Raw genomic sequence first — 20,321 nt, 5'->3', positions numbered from 1 at the left:
GGTAGTATGTATCTCAATATCCATAATTATTTTTTTAAAAGAAATTTATTTTCCAAGAAGTAATCCTTTCATTCATTCATACATAACTAAAATAAAATGCTTTCTCAAAATTAATATTTTGAGAAAGCATTTTATTTCTATCCTTTTTGATAATGTAACAATTCTTTTGCTGTATGTTGATCGATAATTAATACATTTGCATACCCACCACGTAACGCACCATCAATTGCTTTTATTTTTCTATTACCACCAGCAACTAAAATAGAACGCTTCTTTAATCTAAGTTCTTCTAACTCAATTCCAATTGTACGCTGATTAATTTCTTCACTACTAATATTTCCGTCTCCATCAAAGAAACGTGAACAAATGTCACCGACAGCTTGTTTTTTTAGTAAGTTCGTTTCATCCTTATCTAGATATCCTAATCGGAATAATAACGCTTCATCGCGCACTGTTCCAACAGTGAAGATTGCAATATTTGCTTGTTTTCCCATTTCGATAATGTGATGAATATGTCGATCCTGCTCCACTAATTCTTTTGTCACCGCATTATCAAATATAACCGGGAGCGGTAAGTTTCTTGGCGTCGTTTGAAACGCATCTGCAAATAAAGCAATCGTCTCATTCGCATATGTATTTACACTCGAATGACTAATACCACCTTTTAACTGGACAACTTCTACACCTTTTACATGTTGTGGTACGATTTTTCTAGCGATTTCATACATCGTCATGCCCCAGCTTACACCAACAATATCACCGTTTTTAACCGTCTTTTCCATATACTCAGCAGCATATTTACTAATATACTCCGTAATCGTTGCATATTCTGGTACCGGAGAAAATACAACATGTGCTTCTAACAAATTATACTTTTCCTTAAGTAAATTCCCAACGTTATCTAAATCCGCAAATGGATCAGCTATACTAATTTGAACAAATCCTTTTTCTTTCGCATACTTTAATAATCTAGAAATCGTCGGTCTTGAAATATTTAATTTATTTGCAATTTCTTGCTGACTATAATCTGATTGATAATATAATCTTGCAACTTCAACGCTTAATTGTTGTTTATCTTTTTCCATAGTAACTCATTACAAATCCTTTCCTGTATTTCCCTTTCGTTACAAGCATTATACAGCTTTATGCAAGAAATTTCGACTCCCTAAATATCTCTGCCTAAATTTCTATTCCAATTAGTATATATAGTAAACCTTTAATCATTGGTGTTTTCCCTCCTACATACGGATTATGTGCCACAAATAGAAGAATAAAAAATAAACAGCAGAACTAGTCTACTGTTTATTTCGTCACGCCTTCATGTAATTTTTCTGTATAATCCTTTACATCCTTCCAGCTATCTTTCGCCGTATTTAAATCTTCTTTTATAAAGGTAAATTCTTCAGGACTAATTCCTTTTACATTTTGTAGTAAATTATTATATTTCGCACCTACTGTATACCACTGATTTGATATATTTTGCAATGCTGTAATTGCTGCATCAATCGTCTCTGTCATATTCGTTGTTTTATTTTTCACATCTGTCAAAATCGCGACTTCTGCTTGTGCTCCAGAAATTCTATCTTTTAAATTGGCTATTTCTCTTTCTGCATTTGCGATATCTTTTTTCGCAACCGCAATCATCGGTCCGCCAGCAAGACATGTTATTAATGCTACGCAAAGTACACCACCAGCAATGACCATATCATTGCTCTTTTTGATCGAATCATTATATGTATTTATTTGTTTCTCTAAAGCTGGAATACCAGCATTCGTACTCGCCAAAATCGCTGTTAATTGATTCGTATCCTCTTTAAAACTATTTGTATCTTTCGCCATCCTATCGCGAAATGCTTTTAAATCCCCTAATAAAATATCTACTTCATTTTGATTCTTTAATATGCTCGCATATAACTTTTCTAAATCCGCTTTTAATTTACCGCTATCCTTTTGATCAATCGCTAATAGCATGCTATTATAGTACGCTTGAAAAGCATTGTTGTAATCAATAATATTTTGATCTGTTTTCATAATTTTAGGTTTCATATTATTTAACCAATACGCCGCGTTAATTTTTGCATCTCTTTGATGCTGAACCATATTTCCTTTAAACTCACCATTAATCGAACTAATTTTACTCAAATCAGTCTCTTGTTGATTTTGAATTAATTTTGCATATGAATCCATTGCGAATATGCTCGATGTTGTTTGCGCCATTACATCTTGGAATCCCGCTGGACCAAGAGAATAATTCCCCGCATTTTCTTGTAGTATTTTTACGTTTTGTTCTGCTGCAAAAGGATGTAAAGGAAATGCATTACTCGTTGCCACCCCAGCGATCACCATCGTCAAAAGACATTTTTTGTAAAATGTTTTCTGCATATTTTTCACCTGTTTCTTTTTATAAGGATATAAAAAACTCCTGCTCACAATTGAACAGGAGCTTCAACTCATTCATCAATACTTAACGCTCTAACGATTCGTATTCGATTAAGCTTTTTTTGTATCTACTACTTTAATATCTTCAGCATAAATTTTTTCTGCATAGTCTTTAATGTTTTTCCAGCTATCTTTCGCAATGTTTAAATCTTCTTTAATGAAAACAAGATCATTTGGACTAATTGAATCTACATTTTGAAGTAAAGAATTGTATTTTGATCCCATTGTATACCATTGATTTGAAATATTTTGCAATGCTGTAATTGCAGTATCAATCGTATTTGTTAAGTATTCCGTTTGTGTTTTAATGTTTGTTAATCCTGCTACTTCTAATTGTGCGGTTGTAATTTGTCCTGTTATTTTTTGAATTTCAGCTTGTGCATTATCAAGTTCTTTTTTAGCTAATACAATCCCAGCTGTTCCACCGCCTACAGCAGCTGCTCCACCTGCAATTAATGCGATTCCTAGCGGAGTTCCTGCTCCAGTAGCAATTACAACTGCACCACCGATAATTGCAATTGGACCTAATGCTGTTGCAACTGATGAGCCAATAATAATTGCATTATATTTACTAATTGCCTCATTATACGTTGTGATCTGATTTTGCAGAAGCGGAATTCCAGCATCTTGACTAGCTAAGATAGATGTAATTTGATTTGCATCTCCCTTGAAGTTTTGAGTATCTGACGTCATTTTATTTCGGAATTTCTTCAAGTCTTCTACTAACTGATCTACTTGCGCTTTATTTTCATTAATACTACTTGATAATCTTGTTAGGCCTTTCGTAAGAGTTGCTTTATCCTTTGCATCAACCGCTGCAACTAAAGTATCATAATAATTTTGGAATTTCGTATTGTAATTAATGATATTTTGATTCGTTGAAATAAGCTGTGGCTTTAATACATCTAACCATTGCTTCGCATTCCCTCTAGCTGTATCTTGGTGCTGAATCACTTTTCCTTTTAAAGCTGCATCAACAGTCGATACATTACCAAAGTTAACATTACCTTGTTTAATAATTGTTAAAGCGTACAGATCCATTACTAAAGCGTTTGAACCTGTTCTTTCCATTGCATCTTTCAAGCCTTCTGGTCCTAATGAGTATTCTTCATAGTCATTATAAGCTTTTGCTACCGCGTGCACTGGAGCTTGTTTCACTGTACTTTCAGCTGCATAAGTATGGGCTGGCATAATATTCCCTGCTGCAAATACTGCCATAAGTGCTGATAGAGCCATTACTTTATAAGGTTTTTTTGTCATTTTTCTTCTCTCCCTATATCGTTAAATATTTTTCTGTTTAATGTACTTCAACGTTTGTAACGTAATCTTCAAATTGATTTGTTTGCTTATTCATTTCATCGCTTATTTTTTTGAGCTGATTGAAATGTTTTTGAAGTAAACTACTATCTGTATACGTGCCTTCTTCAATATTTGTTTGAATTTGGATCATATTATTATTTAAAACTTTCCAATCCGTTAATAACGTCTCTAAAGTTTTAATTTGGCGGTCAATTAGTTCTGTAAAGCTGCTTACTTGATCTTCAATAAATGTAATTTGAGTCGCCTCTGCTTCAGTTTGTGATAACTTTTGAATAAGTGGTAATAACTCTTTTTGCTTTTGTTGAATACGAAGAGCTGCTTCCCTCGTTTGACTATCTGCAGCATTTACAATTTCATTACTTAAAGTACCGATAGAAACAAAGTCGATTGTTTTCGTTTGTGCAGTTTGATTTGTGATTGTAAATACTTGTTTACCGATATTAATAGAACCTTTAATAATTTCTTGAGGTCTATTCAAAATATTAGTTAGTTCAGCTTGGATTTCTCCTTGAATTCTTTTTATGTCTTCTCTTAATTTCACAATATCTCCACTTGATCCTTGCAGTGTCTTTATTGCTTCATCAGCTTTAATTGATAAGTTGTTACTATCTTTGTCTAATACCGTTTTAAATCGATTTAACTCTAATAAATCTTGCTCCATACTCTCTTGGATATTTTGTACTTGCAATTGTAATTTTCCATATGCACTTGTAAAATCTGCTTTTGCCTGTTTATCTTCATTTACTTTTCCTGCTAGCTCATATAACTTACTATAATAGCTATTAAATCTAGCGCTATATCTCATCATCTCTTGATTTAAGTCGATTAACTTCGGATTATATTCATCAATCCACTCTCGTACATTCGCTTTTGCAAATTTTTGATGATTCGTCAAGCTACTCATAGCATTCACTTTAATGTCTGGTTGTTGCAAAATAACTAATCCATATGCTTGTATAAGTGGTGACTGTGATCCTAACATTCTAATTGAATTGGATAATGTATTTGGGGCAATTACATTTTGCGCATAAACTGTTTTCACTTCTGTTTGCCCCTCCTTAGCGTAAGCGCTTACAGGAACGAAGCAACTTGTAGATACTGCTGTAACCAATAACCCTGTAATTAAAGTCTTTTTCACTTTAACTCCTCCTATGTATTAGCAACTATTAATATCGCATTGTATTATTTTCTTACATATATTGAGATGGTTAAAAATAGAGAGTGTTCTCATCGTGATTCATGTACTAACCCTCTCTCTCAAATTTCCTTGCTACAGTACTTACTTATTGTTATAAAACATTCCATAACTTTTCATATATGTTTAGTGCGAATAAAGTTGTATAAAATTTCTATTTTACTCACATTCACACAGTGAATATATTACATAAAAATACTATTCATTTTAAACTAATTAACGTACGAAAATATGAAATCTCGTTTTGTTTTCATTTAAGTTTTGTACTGTAAGGTCATTTAAACACAGCCATTTATCTATCGTAAAGAAGTATTTTCATTCCCTTTATTTTCAAGCTTTCATGTCCTTATTCCAAAATAAAATTCGATTCACTTTCCCGATTAGATTATCTATATACCACAACAGAAAACACTATTTACTCATAACCGATAAAATTATATTAATATATCTTTTAAGCCTATATGCAATTATGCATAGCATATACATACAAAAAGATAGCTTCACTAAAGTGAAGCTATCCTTAACATTAATTTTTCTATTTTTTCAAATGATATGGTACTGTCGTAATTACAACATTTCTTCGATACAGTAAATACGCACGAATTAATAAGCTAGACTGATTATGAAGAATGTTATGCCAACCCTTTTTCGGAATAAACTGTGGTATAACGACCGTAACTCTGTAATTTGATTCACTTGCTTTATACTGCACTGTATCAATAAACTTTGTTAATGGCTGAATGATACTTCTATAATGAGAGTGCAATGTAACAAGCCTTACGTCAGGTTGCCACTTCTTCCACTTCTCTTCAAATACCTTTTCCTCTTCTCTATCAAAAGCAACATATACAGCAATTACTTGATCTGGTGAAAGAGCTTTAGCATAATTCAATGAATTTTCTACTACATGAGTCATACCAGCTACAGGGACAACAATTACATTCCCCTCAATCGGAATAAGCGGCTCACAAGTTTTTAAACTCAATTGATCGCCAACTGCATCGTAATGCTTCTTAATTCGATGAAACAAGAAGATGATTGCAGGTAAGAAAATAAGGATTGACCAAACTTGCGCGAATTTAGTTAAAAAGAACATACTCATAACGATAAAACTAATAACTGCACCAATTAAATTAATCGTTAATCGTAACATCCATCCTTCAGGCTTTTCACGAAGCCATTTTAGTACCATTCCAGTTTGAGAAAGTGTAAACGGAATAAATACCCCTACCGCATATAACGGAATCAAGTGTTCTGTTTTCCCTTGGAAAGCTACAATTAAAATAATCGAAGCAATCCCAAGTATAATAATACCGTTTGAATACCCTAGACGGTCTCCTCTAATCGTAAACATTCTTGGTATGAACTTATCTTTCGCAAGATTAACCGCCAATAATGGAAATGCAGAATATCCTGTATTAGCAGCAAGAATTAATATTAAAGCTGTTGTACCTTGTATGAAAAAGTACATAAAATTACGTCCAAATGTTTGTTCAGCGATTTGTGAAACAACCGTTACTTGTTTACTTGGAGTAATGCCATAATAGTAAGCTAAAAAGACGATTCCCGAAAATAAAACGGCAAGTAAAGCCCCCATCGCAAGCAATGTTTTTGCCGCATTGTTAGGAGAAGGATCTTTAAAATTCGGGATTGCATTAGAGATTGCTTCAACACCTGTTAAAGCAGAACTTCCTGATGCAAACGCTCGTAACAGTAAAAATAGGCTAATTCCGGCAACTGGTGTTCCAATTGGCGAATGTAAAGTCGGTGAAACGTGACCAGTTAAAATATTGTATATCCCTACACCAATTAATATAAATAGTGCTAGAACAAATAAATAAACAGGATATGCTAAAATGGAAGCTGATTCCGTTACCCCTCTTAAATTTAAAATAGTAATCAATATAACAAATATAACCGCAATGATTACATTATGCGCATGTAAGCTAGGAAAAGCAGACGTAATCGCATCTGTACCTGCAGACACACTTACTGCAACAGTTAAAATATAATCGACTAATAAAGATCCTCCTGCTATTAAACCTGGATTCATCCCTAAATTTTCTTTTGATACAACATATGCGCCCCCGCCATGAGGATAAGCGAAAATAATTTGACGATAAGATAAAATAAGAGCTGTCAATAATACCAATACTCCAACAGCTATCGGAATGGAATACCAATAAGCTATTGCTCCAAGACCTGTTAAAGCAATTAAAATTTGCTCTGGACCGTAAGCAACTGATGATAAAGCATCAGAAGATAAAATAGCTAACGCTTTCGTTTTATTGAGTTTTTGTTCTCCTAACTCAGTTGATTTTAACGGCCTTCCAATTAAAAATTTTTTGATAGATGAAACCACTGCTGTCCACTCTCCAATAATTTTGTACGAACTTTTCTACTAGTTACAGCTAATAAAGTGAAACTTTAATCCGTGGGGAAGGGTTATCCCCCACGGATTATTAGTTGAACCAATCAAGCTTTTACGGGCAGTTGATCTCCCACCTAACTTCCGCGCATCCGCCGAATTTTGAGGTGGGAGTCTTATTGCCCGTTAAAGCGGGATAAACTATTTCTTCAGAAAACAAAAAATGTCTACAAGCCATCAAGAAATAGACTTGTAGACATTATTTTTTTTGTCGCACAAGCTCCACCTTCCTTCTCAATATAACGCTTACGAGGTTAGCTGTCGGATTCGGGCCTATGAGTAGCCCTACCTTTTTCAAGGATTCACCCCATTTGATTATGCACTAATCCATTAAAACGGGTCCCCCGCACCATGCGGTTTCAGCGATTTAGAAAATTGAAACTGTGGATTATAATACTCCTTTATTTTCAAAAAGTAAACAAAAATTTTGAAAAAGAAAAAATTTAAAATGATTGCGCATAATCCGCCAATAAATATACATAATGAATACTAAAAAATCCACAAAGGAGACCCATATGTCTAAAAAAAAGAAGCCACTTTTTTCCGACTCATATTTAGATGTAGTAGCAAATGAAATTAATCAGCTATATGGTAAACGTGAAGAGGAAATAAATTTGACAGAAAGAGTTAAAAGAAACAAATAATTTGTCATACACAAATAAAAAAGATAGCAATACACTTATATATTGCTATCTTTTTTATTTTTTCATACATCTAATTCTATTACAGATTTGTTAAAGGCCATTTCTTCATATACCTTCAAGTTTTGATATACCGCTCCTAATAATGGTGCTTCTATAGAAAATTGCTCTGCTAAATCCAATAAGTATCCTTGCAAGTGCTTCCCTTCAATAAACGAACCTTTTTCCATATCACGCTGCATCGATGACTTCATATCATACGAAATTTTATCAATCGTTTTCATATGTTCCTCAATAATATTATCCTTAACTGGTGCCTTCATAGCTTTCATGATTTGCACAGATTCTGCAAATAAATTCCGGATAAATTCTCGACCTCCATCACTTTCACGAATCGGTCCTATCGGTGCACGCATTAATGTTGTCACACCTGACATTACAGTAATAAATAAATATTTATGCCACATATCTTGCGTAATATTTTCACTTAAAATAAAACTGGCTTTCGTACCTGCAAAAACTTTAGAAATACGCTTTATTCTCGCTGAATCTTGGGGCTTTATTTCCCCGAATACAAGTCTGTTGGCAGTACTAGTTTGTACAATTTCTCCTTGATCATTTAACGTCGTCTCGATAAAGCATAAACCGCCAATTACTTTTTCTTCACCGAATTCCTTTTGTAATAGCGATAAATGAGCGATACCATTTAATAATGGGATTATCACAGTATTTTCATCTACAAATGGCTTTAAATCTTCAATTGCGTCGTTTAAATGATACGCCTTTGTTGAAAATAAAATCACATCAAATGGAGCAGTACGATCTTCTTTCGTTATTAATTTCGGTTGAAATGAAAAATCCCCGCTAACACTACGAATAATAAGTCCTTTTTCCTCTAATTGCTGTTTTCTTTTACTGCGGACGAGAAATGTAACATCCTCTCCCTTTTCTACTAATCGACCACCAAAAAATCCGCCAACGCCCCCAGCCCCTAACACTAAAATACGCATACTATATCCCCCTTTTCATAACATAATTATACTAGTTTTAGTATACATAATATTATACATGTCCCCTACTTAATTAGCTGAATTTTCATTCCTAATCTACTGAAAATGAGAGGTTATTTTCAAGAAAAATTGGGCATGTTGTTTCTATAGCTTAAATGGAAAGGAAACAATGTAAATGGAGGCAATACAATCAATAGAGGAAAAAGATGTAACAACAGCTATATTTCAATTTATTTTCCCATTTTCGTTTAAAAGTGGATATGAACAAAATATGTTCCCTTTCTTACAAAAAAATAATTTTCGTCCTTTTCGACTCGATCATCTCGATGATGAAAATACATATTATGGGCAGTTTAAAGTTTCACATCAAAATATGGAAGCGTACTATCTTTCATTTACAAATAAAATTCTTTTTCCTCATTCAGAATATCAAAAAGGATTGCAACGTTATTCTAAAGACCTTAACTTAAATGGATATTTAACAACAAACCTTATTTCAGTCCCATTCACCGTACACTCAATTGATGTAACACTTTGTCCTTATGAGCTTGGCTTCTTAACAATTCGAACAGAAGTAAAAACCGCTCCAAACATGACATTATCAGAAGCAATCGAATTCGCTGCCCGCTTCCGTGTACTTGAAACTAGAAATGATACAACTGAGACTATTTGTATTGAATGTGATGGAAAAAAATATTCACAAGTGGAAAAACTTATATTTGGTGATTTATTTCATGGCTTAACAGATTTCTTTGAGAAAAAGAGATTGCGGAGTTCTTACTTTCAAACATTCCCATTCTTTGAAGACCAACGAATGTATGTACAAACTTTATTATCCATAAAGAAAGAGTCAGACCTTCATGTAGTCGATATATATCGTACTTCCAGTCTTTCCGGATTAACAGACGATGGTAAACCGTATATTAGCGCAAATAATATTCCTTATATTCACGATTATTTAGCAAATCATTCTTACCAAAGATGGGCTCCTAACCGCTATTTCATAATGGAAGAACACATTTTCACATGTATAACAAATGAAGGTGAACAAGAAGTCACTAAACTTGCTAGTCAAATGTACGGGGAATTTTATTACGCTTTATTATTAAATTTATTTCATAAAATTGTTTTATTAAAAATGGCAAACGCCTATGCTGAGCTAAATATTGAACAAGATACAAATGAAATAGAGAAATTAATTTATTCAATCAATTCGTTTACAGCTAATTACTTTTCTTTAGAGTTAGTATCCCAATCACAAAGTGAAGATATTTTCTTCCGCTTAAGAAAGCTTTTTAACATTGAGGTTCTATACGCAAACGCGAAGCAAAACCTTGATAGCTTATTTAAATACCAAGAAAATGTCGCCTCTAAAAAAGATAGCCTTTTACTATTAATTTTAACGCTCTACTCTGTAGTAGGACAAATGTTAGGTTTTACTATGATTGACCTTTTAAGAAACACCAATTCAAACAAAATATCATCGCCTCTTGAATTTTTCGCGCTGTTAATAGCGATCAGCGGCATAGTCATTTCCTTTATTTTAGGTGCGCAAAATTTATACCAATGGGGTATACAGCATAGAAGAAGAAAAGCGTGGGTAAAACAAACTGTTCTTTCTGCTGTGAAAGAGAAAGAGGATAAGCAGTAAAGACTTTTGACTCCAGAAGATTATTTCTTACCCTAGTAATGCGCGCCGTACGTTAGTAGGTGAATTTTTTATTGGCGATTTTTCGAATATATCGACCACAACTCAAAATATATCAGCGATTTTTAAAATATATCGAATTACCGACAAAAACTGACAAAATAAAGAACCGAACAATAAAAAAGGCTACTACAAAATGAAATTTGGAGTAGCCTCTTCTCTTTTTATTACACTAATTCCGCTTACTTTCCTGCTTCGATTTTCTCTAATGCAGCAGCTACTTGCTCTTCAGTTAATTCATGTTGTGCTACGTAGCGGTTACGTGGGTGTACACGACATTCATGAGAACATGCACGTAAATATTTCGCTTCATTTTCCTCAGAACATAAAATCTTCTTATTACATTCTGGGTTTGCACAGTTTACATAGCGCTCACAAGGTTCACCTGTAAAGTGGTCTTTACCAACGATAACATGTTCTTTTTGGTTTACTGGTACAGAGATACGCTCATCGAACACGTAACATTGACCATCCCAAAGTTCACCTTGTACTTCTGTATCTTTTCCGTACGTTACAATTCCGCCGTGAAGCTGGCTTACATCTTCGTAACCTTCACGAACTAACCAACCAGAGAACTTCTCACAACGAATTCCACCTGTACAGTACGTTAAAATCTTTTTGCCTTCAAGTGTTTCTTTATTTTCTCTAATCCAATCTGGTAATTCACGGAATGATTCAATATCTGGTTTAATTGCACCTTTAAAGTGACCTAAATCAAATTCATAATCATTTCGTGCATCAATGATAACTGTATCTTCTTGTTTCATCGCCTCATAAAAATCTTTTGGTTCTAAATACTTCCCAGTAATTTCTTTTGGGTTAATGTCGTCTTCTAGACGAAGTGTAACTAACTCTGGACGAGGACGTACGTGCATTTTCTTGAATGCATGCCCTTCTTCTTCATCTACTTTAAACACGATGCCATCAAAGCGTGGATCATTGTTCATTGCTTCCATGTATTTCTCTGTTTGCTCTACAGTTCCAGAACAAGTTCCGTTAATTCCTTCTTTAGCTACAAGAATTCTTCCTTTTAACTCAAGTGAATTACAAAATGCTAAATGTTCTGCAGCGAATTCTTCAGGGTTTTCAATTGTTGTATACATGTAATATAGTAATACTCTATATGGTTTTGTAGTTGCCAATGTATTTCTACCACCTATCTAATTTTTAAAATCATGTATAAGTTAACGTTCATATCAAAACATATATAATAAGAAAATATATGCGAAATTGTACTTAGCCTATTTTCTTCTATTTACAATTTTTTCTATAAGTTAACAAAAATAAAAACAAGATTACACATCAAAACACTATGGTTATGTTGTAATCCCAATATATTATATATCACACAAATTCATTTCCATCAATTAATATGCTATATTATAGGCTTTATGTTTACATAAATTTCAAAAATAGCCCTTTAATTTATTATCTTCCCCTTTATTCAGTAGCCATAAACTTCCAAAATAATTTTACATTTTCACACCATCGATTGCACAAAGTCATATAATTTGCATTAAGGAAACTTTTATGTTCAAATGAAATTGACACATAATATATTTAAATGTATTGAAATAATGAGTAAGAATAAATACAATAATTTCATCAAGTTAAGATTTCAAAGGGGAACAATACTATGAATAAAGATATGTCAAAAGAAGAACAAGTCCCTTCTCAAAGTACAACTGTTCAATCAGCACATTTAGCGTTAAGCGGACAAACGAAAGGCTTAAAAAGACTATTACCATTCTTAGGGCCTGCTTTCATCGCTTCAGTCGCTTACATTGATCCTGGGAATTTTGCAACGAATATTGCTGCCGGCTCACAATATGGTTATTTATTACTTTGGGTAATTCTCGCTTCTAATTTAATGGCTGTATTAATTCAAACTTTATCAGCTAAATTAGGAATCGCTACTGGGAGAAACCTTCCTGAGATAGCTCGTGAAAACTTCCCAAAACCTGTTTCCATCGGTTTATGGATTCAAGGAGAACTCGTTATTATGGCGACTGATTTAGCTGAATTTATTGGAGCAGCACTCGGATTGTACTTATTATTTGGAATTCCAATGTTACCAGCCGCTTTAATTACAGCAGCTGGATCGTTTATTATTCTTGAATTTCAACGCAGAGGCTTTCGTCCATTAGAAGCTATCATAACAGGGATGATTTTTATCGTTGTTATCGCTTTTGGTGTCCAAGTTTTTTATGCAAAACCGGAATTAAGCCCTCTTCTTTCAGGACTATTTATTCCAAAATTCCAAGGCGTGGATAGCATACTTTTAGCAGCTGGTATTTTAGGTGCGACAGTTATGCCACACGCAATATATTTACATTCCGCCTTAACACAGCGCCGCGTAGTTGGAACAAATGATGAACAAAAGAAAAAGATTTTCCGTTTCGAATTCATTGATATCATTATTGCAATGGTTATCGCTGGAGCAATTAATGCGAGTATGTTAATTGTAGCAGCGGCTTTATTCTTTAAAAACGGCTTGCACGTTGAAGATCTTGATGTTGCTTTTAACCAATTCAGTAATTTAGTCGGTCCTGCATCCGCTGCCTTATTTGGAATCGGACTTTTATCAGCAGGATTATCTAGCTCGTCTGTCGGTACAATGTCTGGTGACATTATTATGCAAGGATTCATTCGCATGCATATTCCGTTATACTTACGCCGATTTATAACAATGATTCCACCTCTAGTTATAATTGCTTTAGGTGTAAATCCAACTTACGCTCTCGTTATGAGCCAAGTTGTCTTATCGTTCGGGATTGCCTTTGCACTAGTACCACTTATTATGTTTACAAGTAATAAAAAGATTATGGGAGCGCTTGTTAACCATCGCATTACAACATTCATCGCGTGGATAATCGCTGCACTCGTTATCGTTTTAAATATTTTCTTACTGTATCAAACATTTGTAGGTTAATGAAAAAGGGTATTCCAATTTCAATTTGGAATACCCTTTTTGGACGAAATGATTTCCTTCTACTTACCACTTATGTATGCCCCTCTTTCCGGCATCATCGCACCTTTTTCAATTCGAAAGTATAGTGGTAATCCTTCCGTAAAAAACATACTCACCTTGGATGGATCCTGCCTTTGATGATGGATGTGTAAATGCGGCTCACTTGAACTTCCGGAGTTTCCAACTTGGGCAAGAATGTCACCTTCATTTACATGTTGTCCTTCTTTAACTTTAATCGATCCTTTCTTTAAGTGGGCGAGAACTAAAAATGTTCCTGTTTCATCTAACTGTATATAAATGTGATTCCCCACCATTGACTGAAAATCATCCGATCCCGGAACTAAATCTTTTTCATCATTATTAATTGATACAACTGTCCCGGAAGCTGGTGTCATTACTTCTGCTCCATATATTCCATAATCCCCCAACTTACTACTTTTCACTTCAGCAGGTGGAAGGAGAATATCATATGCCCATCTTTCATTTGGTTTTATAACGTGATAGTTCGTTTCTAATCGATCACCGCCCCAGCCTACTAGTGCTCGTTCATTCAAGGGAAAGCGAACTACTACTTTAGGACTCATAGACTGTACCTCTGCTGGGTAAGCAATTCCACCTATGTTAGCGAACCACCCTAAGGGCCAAGCTCCAATTATAGAGAATAGAACTATTAAGAGTAGCGTTCTATCTATCTGCTTTCTAAAAATGCTTTTCCAAATAAATAGTAATACTGAACCTATCAAAATAACAATTGAAACTAAGCTAAAAGCTTGTATACTCCACCAAACAATGACTGATATAACACCATTAGCTAAATAAACTACACTCCAACTTATAATTAAAAAAGCAACTAAAATTACTAAAAAATATTTCTTCCACATGTTATATCCCTACCTTCATATCTTTGTTCTCCATGATACAAAGTAGAAATTACGACATATGGAAGAAACATTTACGACTTTCTTACATTTATGTATACTGCGGTAAAATTACGGTGAAAATTGTTTCTTTATCGTTACTACGCACAGTGATATCTCCTTTATGGAGCTCTGCTATTCTTCTCGCAATCGTAAGCCCCATGCCTTTTCCACCAGTATAAGCGCTACGTGATTTTTCGCCACGATAAAACTTTTCAAAAACGTAAGGAAGTTTCTCTTTCTGAATGGGGTGCCCAAAATTTTTGATTTCTATATCAACATTCATTTCTCTTTTTGAAATTCGAATCAAAATTTCCTTTCCATCTTTCCCGTACATAATGCTATTACTAATTACATTTTCAAATAGTCTCACTATAAGTGCTACATCAACTTCCACATATAGCCCCTCACCACTTTTAATATAAAAGCTCATATTGGCATTATCTAGTTGTGGTACAAAATCAATCATGATTTGTTCAATTAATGCTTTTATATTTACTACATTTTTATGTAATTCGATCTCTCTATAATTTATTTGACAGTATTCTAATAAATCATCTACTTGATTTTTTAATTCATAGCTTTTTCGCTTTAATACACTTACATATTGTTCACATTCTTCTACATTTGAATGAAGCTTATTTCCTAATAGGTCAGCATAACCGATTAGAGATGTTACAGGCGTTCGTAAGTCATGCGAAATATTACTAATCATTTCATTTTTCATTTCCTGTGATTTTTTTTCATTCTCAATAGACTCTTTTAGACTTTTGGCCATTCTATTAACATTCGTCGCTAACTCACCAATCTCATCGCTCTTCGAAATAGGTATATGTATTTCCAAATTACCATTGCTTATTTCCTTCACATTCTTGTTGATCTCATTCAATCTTTTTATAGTAGTCTTTGTCAGTAATGCAAAATATATAGTGGTTAACAGAAGAAAAAACATAAAATAAAAAAATGAATATCTTTCCTCTAGCGCGACAACATCACTATATATACTTCCAAATAAAATTTGAACTAATATGATATTTACCGTAGCTAACAAAATACTACATATAAATGCGAAAAAGAATTTAGCTCTAATTCCTTGTAATAATTTAATCTTCAATTTTATATCCGACTCCCCAAACATTTTGTATAAACTTCGGCTCTTTTGGATTTCCCTCAATTTTATTTCTTAACCTAGCAATATGAACCATTACCGTATTATTACTTTCATAAGCCCTTTCATTCCAAACACTTTCAAATATTTCTTCAATAGTGAACACACGGTTCTTTGCAGCTGCCATTAAGTGCAAAATATCATATTCGGTTTTTGTAAGATTAATTGTTTGTCCATATAGCATCACTGTTCTCGACACTTCATCTATTTCTAAACCTCTAATGCTTATTTTCTTTTCAATTACTTGAACAGTATTTTGATTGAAATATGTATACCTTCTTAATTGAGCCTTCACCCTGGCCACAAACTCAATTGTACTAAACGGTTTCACAATATAATCATCTGCTCCTGTACTTAATCCAATTACCTTATCTACATCTGATGATTTTGCACTTAAAAACATAATTGGAATACTATGTTTCTCTCTTATCCTTCTACACAATTCAATCCCATCCATTTGAGGCATCATAACATCAAGGATAGCAAGTTGAATACTGTTATTATTTATTACCTCTAATGCCTCTTCCCCATTTTCAGCACTGAAAACAGTATAACCTTCTTGTATTAAATTCACTTTAATAAATTGAATAATATCTCGATCGTCGTCTACGATTAATATTGAGTTTTTGTCCATATCTAAACCTCTTTTTTGAAATATATTCCACAATTAATTTTAACATAAATCAAAATCATCATTACGCCTTGAATAATCTTTATTTTCAGATTAAATTAAATAATAACAAATACATTCTAGTTTCATAAGAAATGGAGTGAAGGCATGTTTCCTATATTAAAAACCGACCGACTCATTTTGCGAGAACTTACCGAAGAAGATGCACCAGGTATATTGGATTGCTTTTCTAATCCTAAAGTATTGCGCTATTATGGCCAAAAACCATTACAGAATGTAGATCAAGTAAAGCAAATTATTAATAATTTCAAGTTGAGTTACAATGCAAGAAACGGTATAAAATGGGGAATCGAATTAAAAGATAAGAAAGAACTCATTGGAACAATTGGTTTTCACGATTGGTCTTCTGAGCATAAACGAGCAAACATAAGTTATGCCTTTCTCCCTGAATACTGGGGAAAAGGATATGCCACCGAAGCAATTTCTGAAGTTATATCATATGGTCTCCACACGCTTCATTTAAAACGTATTGGTGCCATTGTCTTTCTTGAAAATAAAGCTTCAAATAAAGTGCTATTAAAATTAGGTTTTGAAAAAGAAGGAGTTCTAAAAAATTATATGTATCAAGATGATATTCCATATGATACGAATTTTTATTCTTTATTAAAATCGGTTTAATAGCACTCATGTGTAAAAAAGAAACCTCACTCTCCAAAGTAAGGTTTCTTTTTTATAATAAATACCTCTATTTATCTTCAATATAAGCATTCTTATAAGTATACACGCCACCAAATTGATGCTTTTCAATTCCTTTTACATAATCCTTTTGTACATAAGCTGAACCAATGTGATAAAGCGGTGCCACAGCAGCGTCTTCTAATAAGACCTGCTCAGCCTCTCGCAACGCTTCCCATCGTTTCTCTGGATCAAGTACAAAATCATTTTTCGCTTTCTTTATTAAATCATCATAACGAGAATTGGAGTAACTCATTTTATTGTTTGGATTACCCGTCGTAAATAGATCTAAATAACTAATTGGGTCTTTATAATCAGGTCCCCAATTTGCCATAGTTATATCGTAATCACCTGTTTGTTCTAACTGTAACTTTTGCTTAAATGGCTGCTGTTTAATTTGTAACGTTAATCCATGCAAATTATTTTCTAAGTCACCTTTTATATATTCTGTCATACGTTTTGCGTTATCTTGTTCAAACGTTAAAAACTCGAGTTTTACTTCTTCTACTCCAAGTTCTTTTTTCGCTTCTTCCCAAAGCCTTTTCGCATTTTGCAAATCATATGAAGAAATATCTCCGTTTTCTTTTCTAAAATCTTTGCCCGTCTCTTCATTTATATGACCAACTGGTACAAGTCCATTTGCAGGTTTTGCCCCGTTATTAATAAAGTGAGCAACGATATCATCTTTATTTAATGCTAATGAGATAGATTGACGTACTTTCTTATTGGCTAACGCATTATTTTTCTCATTAAAACGTAGCATAGCGATTCCAGGATCACTTGACATATGTAATTCCTTATTCCCTTTATACTTGTCTACAACTTGAGAATTAATAGGTACTCGATCCAAATCGCCAGCCTCATATAAGTTTACAGCCGTCATTGTATCCTTTACGATATGAAAGTTTATTTCGTCTAATTTCACTTTCTTTTGATCCCAATATGTAGCATTCTTCTTTAATTGGAACTCTTGTTCATGTTTCCATTTTTCTAATACAAATGGGCCGTTATATATGAGATTACTAGGTTCCAATCCATATTTGTTTCCTTGTTCTTTCAAAAATGATTCATGCTGTGGTAAGTATATAGGTAACGCTAACAACTGTAAAAAATACGGAATTGGCTGTTCTAGTTCAACTTCTAACTTATAATCATTTATAACTTTAACCCCAAGTTCATCAAGAGCCATTGTTCCCTTATTTATTTCTTTCGCATTTTTCACATAAAAGAGCATGTATGCATATTGAGATGCCGTTTGCGGGTTAACTGCACGTTTCCATGCAAACATAAAGTCATTTGCTGTTACATTGTCTCCATTTGACCATTTTGCATCTTTACGCAAATCAAATGTATATTTTTTACCATCTTCACTTCTTTTAAACGATTTTGCTACTGCTGGAATAGGATGATCCTGATCATTTAGCACATACAGCCCTTCAAATATGTTTTGCATAACGTGTGCTGATGTACCATCCATCGTTTTCGCAGTATCAAGCGAAGGAATTTCTTCTGATACTGTTACATTTAACACTTGTTTTTTAGCCTCTGTATCACTTTTATTCGCTTTATTATTACAAGCTGTTAATAATAAAGATGTAACAAGTGCCATTACCATTAAATGGCTCTTTTTTCGCTTCATAAATTGTTCTCCTTAAAAATAAATTATTATAAAACGTTATATATTATAACAGAAATGCTAACAGAAAGATGCGACATTCTATTGAATATTTATTCGTTCAAGAAAAAAGCTGTCCTTTTTAAAAAAGGACAGCTTTTTCAACCAACATGTAAATACCTATCTTTGTAAACCTCGTTTATAACGACTCGCTTCAAATATAATACGCTCTTCATCTAATGTTTTACATTCACCATTCCAAACAACACGTTTACCGTTAATAATTACATCACTTATATCTTTTCCACTAGCTGCATATACAAGGTGTGATAACACTTCATCAGCTGGTTGTAAATGCGGTTTATTAGACGGATCAATCGTAATAAAATCGGCACACTTTCCAACCTCAAGTGATCCAGTTTGTTTCATACCAATTACTTCCGCAGCTCCTTTTGTCGCAAGAGAAAGAGCTGTTTCAACTGGTAATGCTGTTGCGTCTTGATGAATACCTTTTTGTAATAAAGTTGCAATACGCATTTCTTCAAACATATCTAAATTATTATTAGACGCAACACTATCTGTTGCAATCCCTACTTTAATTCCTGCTTCTAGCATCGCTTTTACATTCGCTATACCAGAACCTAGTTTTAAATTACTATTCGGATTATGAGCTACTCGAACATCATATTCCGCTAAGAAAGCACGCTCATTTTCATTTAAAACCACACCGTGCGCAATAACTGTTGGACGTTTAAACAATCCGCAACTTGCTGCATATTCTACTGGACGTTTTCCGTACTGTGCTTCAATATCACGTACTTCACGCTCTGTTTCCGAAAGGTGAATATGAACCATAGTTTGATTTTCTACTGCAATACGCGCGCACTCTTCTAACAGTTCTGTGGAACATGTATATGGACTATGCGGTGCAACCATCGTAGTTAACATACCACTTTCCTTATAATAACGCTTCACATATTTCTCAGCTTCTTCAATTGCTTTCTTTTCATCTTCTTTCGTTCCAAAGCTAAATAAAGTTCTTGAAACAGCAGCTCGCATTCCACTCCTTGATACCGTTTCCATAATTGCATCTTGATCTACTCCAATTGGATTAAACATATCAGAGAATGATGTTGTACCACTTTTCACCATTTCAAGTAATCCTAATTCCGTACTAGCGACCGCAAGCTCTGGAGTAAACTGACTTTCAAGTGGCCAAATTCTCGTCTCAAGCCACGGCTGTAATAACATATCATCGCCAATACCTCTCAAAAGACTCATAACAACATGTGTATGTGTATTTACAAGCCCTGGTAAAACCCACTTTCCTTTCATGTCAATTACTTCATCTACTTCAAAATCGTTAGCGAATTCTCCGCTATTTACATCTATAATTTGATCATTTTCTACAATGATATATCCATTTTCTATCACTTCGTTTTGTTCATTCATCGTTGCAATTGTAGCGTTTACATAAGTTGTTTTCAAAAGTATTTCCCCTTTCAACTCTATGAAGTTCCCTTTAATGAGTTACCACCATTAT

The 20,321-nt window shown here is 33.7% G+C and carries 16 protein-coding genes and 1 riboswitch; of the genes, 4 read left to right on the top strand and 12 right to left on the bottom strand.

Features of this window, described 5'->3' with window-relative positions; all coding sequences use genetic code 11:
* Nucleotides 1-137: 137 nt before the first annotated feature.
* The 5 genes from ACQKNR_RS22685 to ACQKNR_RS22665 all read right to left on the bottom strand — a co-directional run bounded on the left by ACQKNR_RS22685 (nt 138) and on the right by ACQKNR_RS22665 (nt 7,316).
* The gene (locus ACQKNR_RS22685; protein WP_427320810.1) at nt 138-1,085 is read right to left on the bottom strand and encodes a sugar-binding transcriptional regulator; all 948 of its coding nucleotides are present in this window, start codon (nt 1,083-1,085) and stop codon (nt 138-140) included.
* 217 nt (nt 1,086-1,302) lie between these two features.
* Complete coding sequence (locus tag ACQKNR_RS22680) at nt 1,303-2,382, bottom strand: HBL/NHE enterotoxin family protein (protein WP_427320808.1); 1,080 nt, start codon at nt 2,380-2,382, stop codon at nt 1,303-1,305.
* Between the two features lie 108 nt (nt 2,383-2,490).
* A complete protein-coding gene (gene nheB, locus ACQKNR_RS22675; protein ID WP_427320806.1) occupies nt 2,491-3,699 on the bottom strand; it encodes a non-hemolytic enterotoxin NHE subunit B in 1,209 nt (402 codons plus the stop codon).
* A 37-nt stretch (nt 3,700-3,736) separates the two neighbouring features.
* Nucleotides 3,737-4,897 carry a non-hemolytic enterotoxin NHE subunit A gene (gene nheA / locus ACQKNR_RS22670; protein WP_427320804.1) on the bottom strand — a complete coding sequence of 387 codons (1,161 nt, stop codon included), beginning with the start codon at nt 4,895-4,897 and terminating at the stop codon, nt 3,737-3,739.
* Nucleotides 4,898-5,489: 592 nt separating this feature from the next.
* Nucleotides 5,490-7,316 carry an APC family permease gene (locus ACQKNR_RS22665; protein ID WP_427320802.1) on the bottom strand — a complete coding sequence of 609 codons (1,827 nt, stop codon included), beginning with the start codon at nt 7,314-7,316 and terminating at the stop codon, nt 5,490-5,492.
* 294 nt (nt 7,317-7,610) lie between these two features.
* Nucleotides 7,611-7,757: riboswitch (cyclic di-AMP (ydaO/yuaA leader) on the bottom strand.
* Between the two features lie 140 nt (nt 7,758-7,897).
* On the opposite strand from ACQKNR_RS22665, the gene ACQKNR_RS22660 reads away from it, so the two are divergent.
* A complete protein-coding gene (locus ACQKNR_RS22660) occupies nt 7,898-8,026 on the top strand; it encodes a hypothetical protein (protein WP_427320800.1) in 129 nt (42 codons plus the stop codon).
* A 62-nt stretch (nt 8,027-8,088) separates the two neighbouring features.
* On the opposite strand, the gene panE is transcribed toward ACQKNR_RS22660, so the two are convergent.
* Nucleotides 8,089-9,033 (bottom strand): 2-dehydropantoate 2-reductase, encoded by a 945-nt coding sequence (panE, locus tag ACQKNR_RS22655; RefSeq protein WP_427320798.1) that lies wholly within the window; start codon nt 9,031-9,033, stop codon nt 8,089-8,091.
* 175 nt (nt 9,034-9,208) lie between these two features.
* Between panE and ACQKNR_RS22650 the strand changes: the two genes are divergently transcribed.
* Nucleotides 9,209-10,684 carry a hypothetical protein gene (locus tag ACQKNR_RS22650; protein WP_427320796.1) on the top strand — a complete coding sequence of 492 codons (1,476 nt, stop codon included), beginning with the start codon at nt 9,209-9,211 and terminating at the stop codon, nt 10,682-10,684.
* Between the two features lie 239 nt (nt 10,685-10,923).
* Here the strand turns inward: ACQKNR_RS22650 and ACQKNR_RS22645 are convergent, their stop codons facing one another.
* Nucleotides 10,924-11,883, bottom strand: coding sequence for a rhodanese-related sulfurtransferase (locus ACQKNR_RS22645; RefSeq protein WP_427320794.1), 960 nt, complete (start codon nt 11,881-11,883; stop codon nt 10,924-10,926).
* A 494-nt stretch (nt 11,884-12,377) separates the two neighbouring features.
* On the opposite strand from ACQKNR_RS22645, the gene ACQKNR_RS22640 reads away from it, so the two are divergent.
* The gene (locus ACQKNR_RS22640) at nt 12,378-13,673 is read left to right on the top strand and encodes an Nramp family divalent metal transporter (RefSeq protein ID WP_427320792.1); all 1,296 of its coding nucleotides are present in this window, start codon (nt 12,378-12,380) and stop codon (nt 13,671-13,673) included.
* Nucleotides 13,674-13,732: 59 nt separating this feature from the next.
* On the opposite strand, the gene ACQKNR_RS22635 is transcribed toward ACQKNR_RS22640, so the two are convergent.
* From ACQKNR_RS22635 to ACQKNR_RS22625, 3 genes are all read right to left on the bottom strand, one after another.
* Complete coding sequence (locus tag ACQKNR_RS22635) at nt 13,733-14,593, bottom strand: peptidoglycan DD-metalloendopeptidase family protein (RefSeq protein ID WP_427320790.1); 861 nt, start codon at nt 14,591-14,593, stop codon at nt 13,733-13,735.
* Nucleotides 14,594-14,681: 88 nt separating this feature from the next.
* A complete protein-coding gene (locus tag ACQKNR_RS22630; RefSeq protein ID WP_427320788.1) occupies nt 14,682-15,743 on the bottom strand; it encodes a sensor histidine kinase in 1,062 nt (353 codons plus the stop codon).
* Nucleotides 15,733-16,431 (bottom strand): response regulator transcription factor, encoded by a 699-nt coding sequence (locus tag ACQKNR_RS22625; RefSeq protein ID WP_427320786.1) that lies wholly within the window; start codon nt 16,429-16,431, stop codon nt 15,733-15,735. The genes ACQKNR_RS22630 and ACQKNR_RS22625 overlap by 11 nt, the downstream gene beginning before the upstream one ends.
* Nucleotides 16,432-16,575: 144 nt before the next feature.
* Between ACQKNR_RS22625 and ACQKNR_RS22620 the strand changes: the two genes are divergently transcribed.
* The gene (locus tag ACQKNR_RS22620; RefSeq protein ID WP_427320784.1) at nt 16,576-17,106 is read left to right on the top strand and encodes a GNAT family N-acetyltransferase; all 531 of its coding nucleotides are present in this window, start codon (nt 16,576-16,578) and stop codon (nt 17,104-17,106) included.
* A 67-nt stretch (nt 17,107-17,173) separates the two neighbouring features.
* On the opposite strand, the gene ACQKNR_RS22615 is transcribed toward ACQKNR_RS22620, so the two are convergent.
* Both ACQKNR_RS22615 and ACQKNR_RS22610 read right to left on the bottom strand, forming a co-directional pair.
* On the bottom strand, nt 17,174-18,802 hold the full coding sequence (locus ACQKNR_RS22615) for a peptide ABC transporter substrate-binding protein (RefSeq protein WP_427320782.1): 1,629 nt from the start codon (nt 18,800-18,802) through the stop codon (nt 17,174-17,176).
* Nucleotides 18,803-18,958: 156 nt separating this feature from the next.
* Nucleotides 18,959-20,284, bottom strand: a complete 1,326-nt coding sequence (locus ACQKNR_RS22610) for a bifunctional S-methyl-5'-thioadenosine deaminase/S-adenosylhomocysteine deaminase (RefSeq protein ID WP_427320781.1) — start codon at nt 20,282-20,284, stop codon at nt 18,959-18,961.
* Nucleotides 20,285-20,321: the final 37 nt, after the last annotated feature.

The organism is Bacillus sp. NPDC094077 (assembly GCF_050279465.1).
In the GTDB taxonomy this organism is placed as follows: Bacteria; Bacillota; Bacilli; order Bacillales; family Bacillaceae_G; genus Bacillus_A.
Note: the sequence above shows the minus strand (reverse complement) of the source record. Positions and strands in the feature narration are given on the sequence as shown.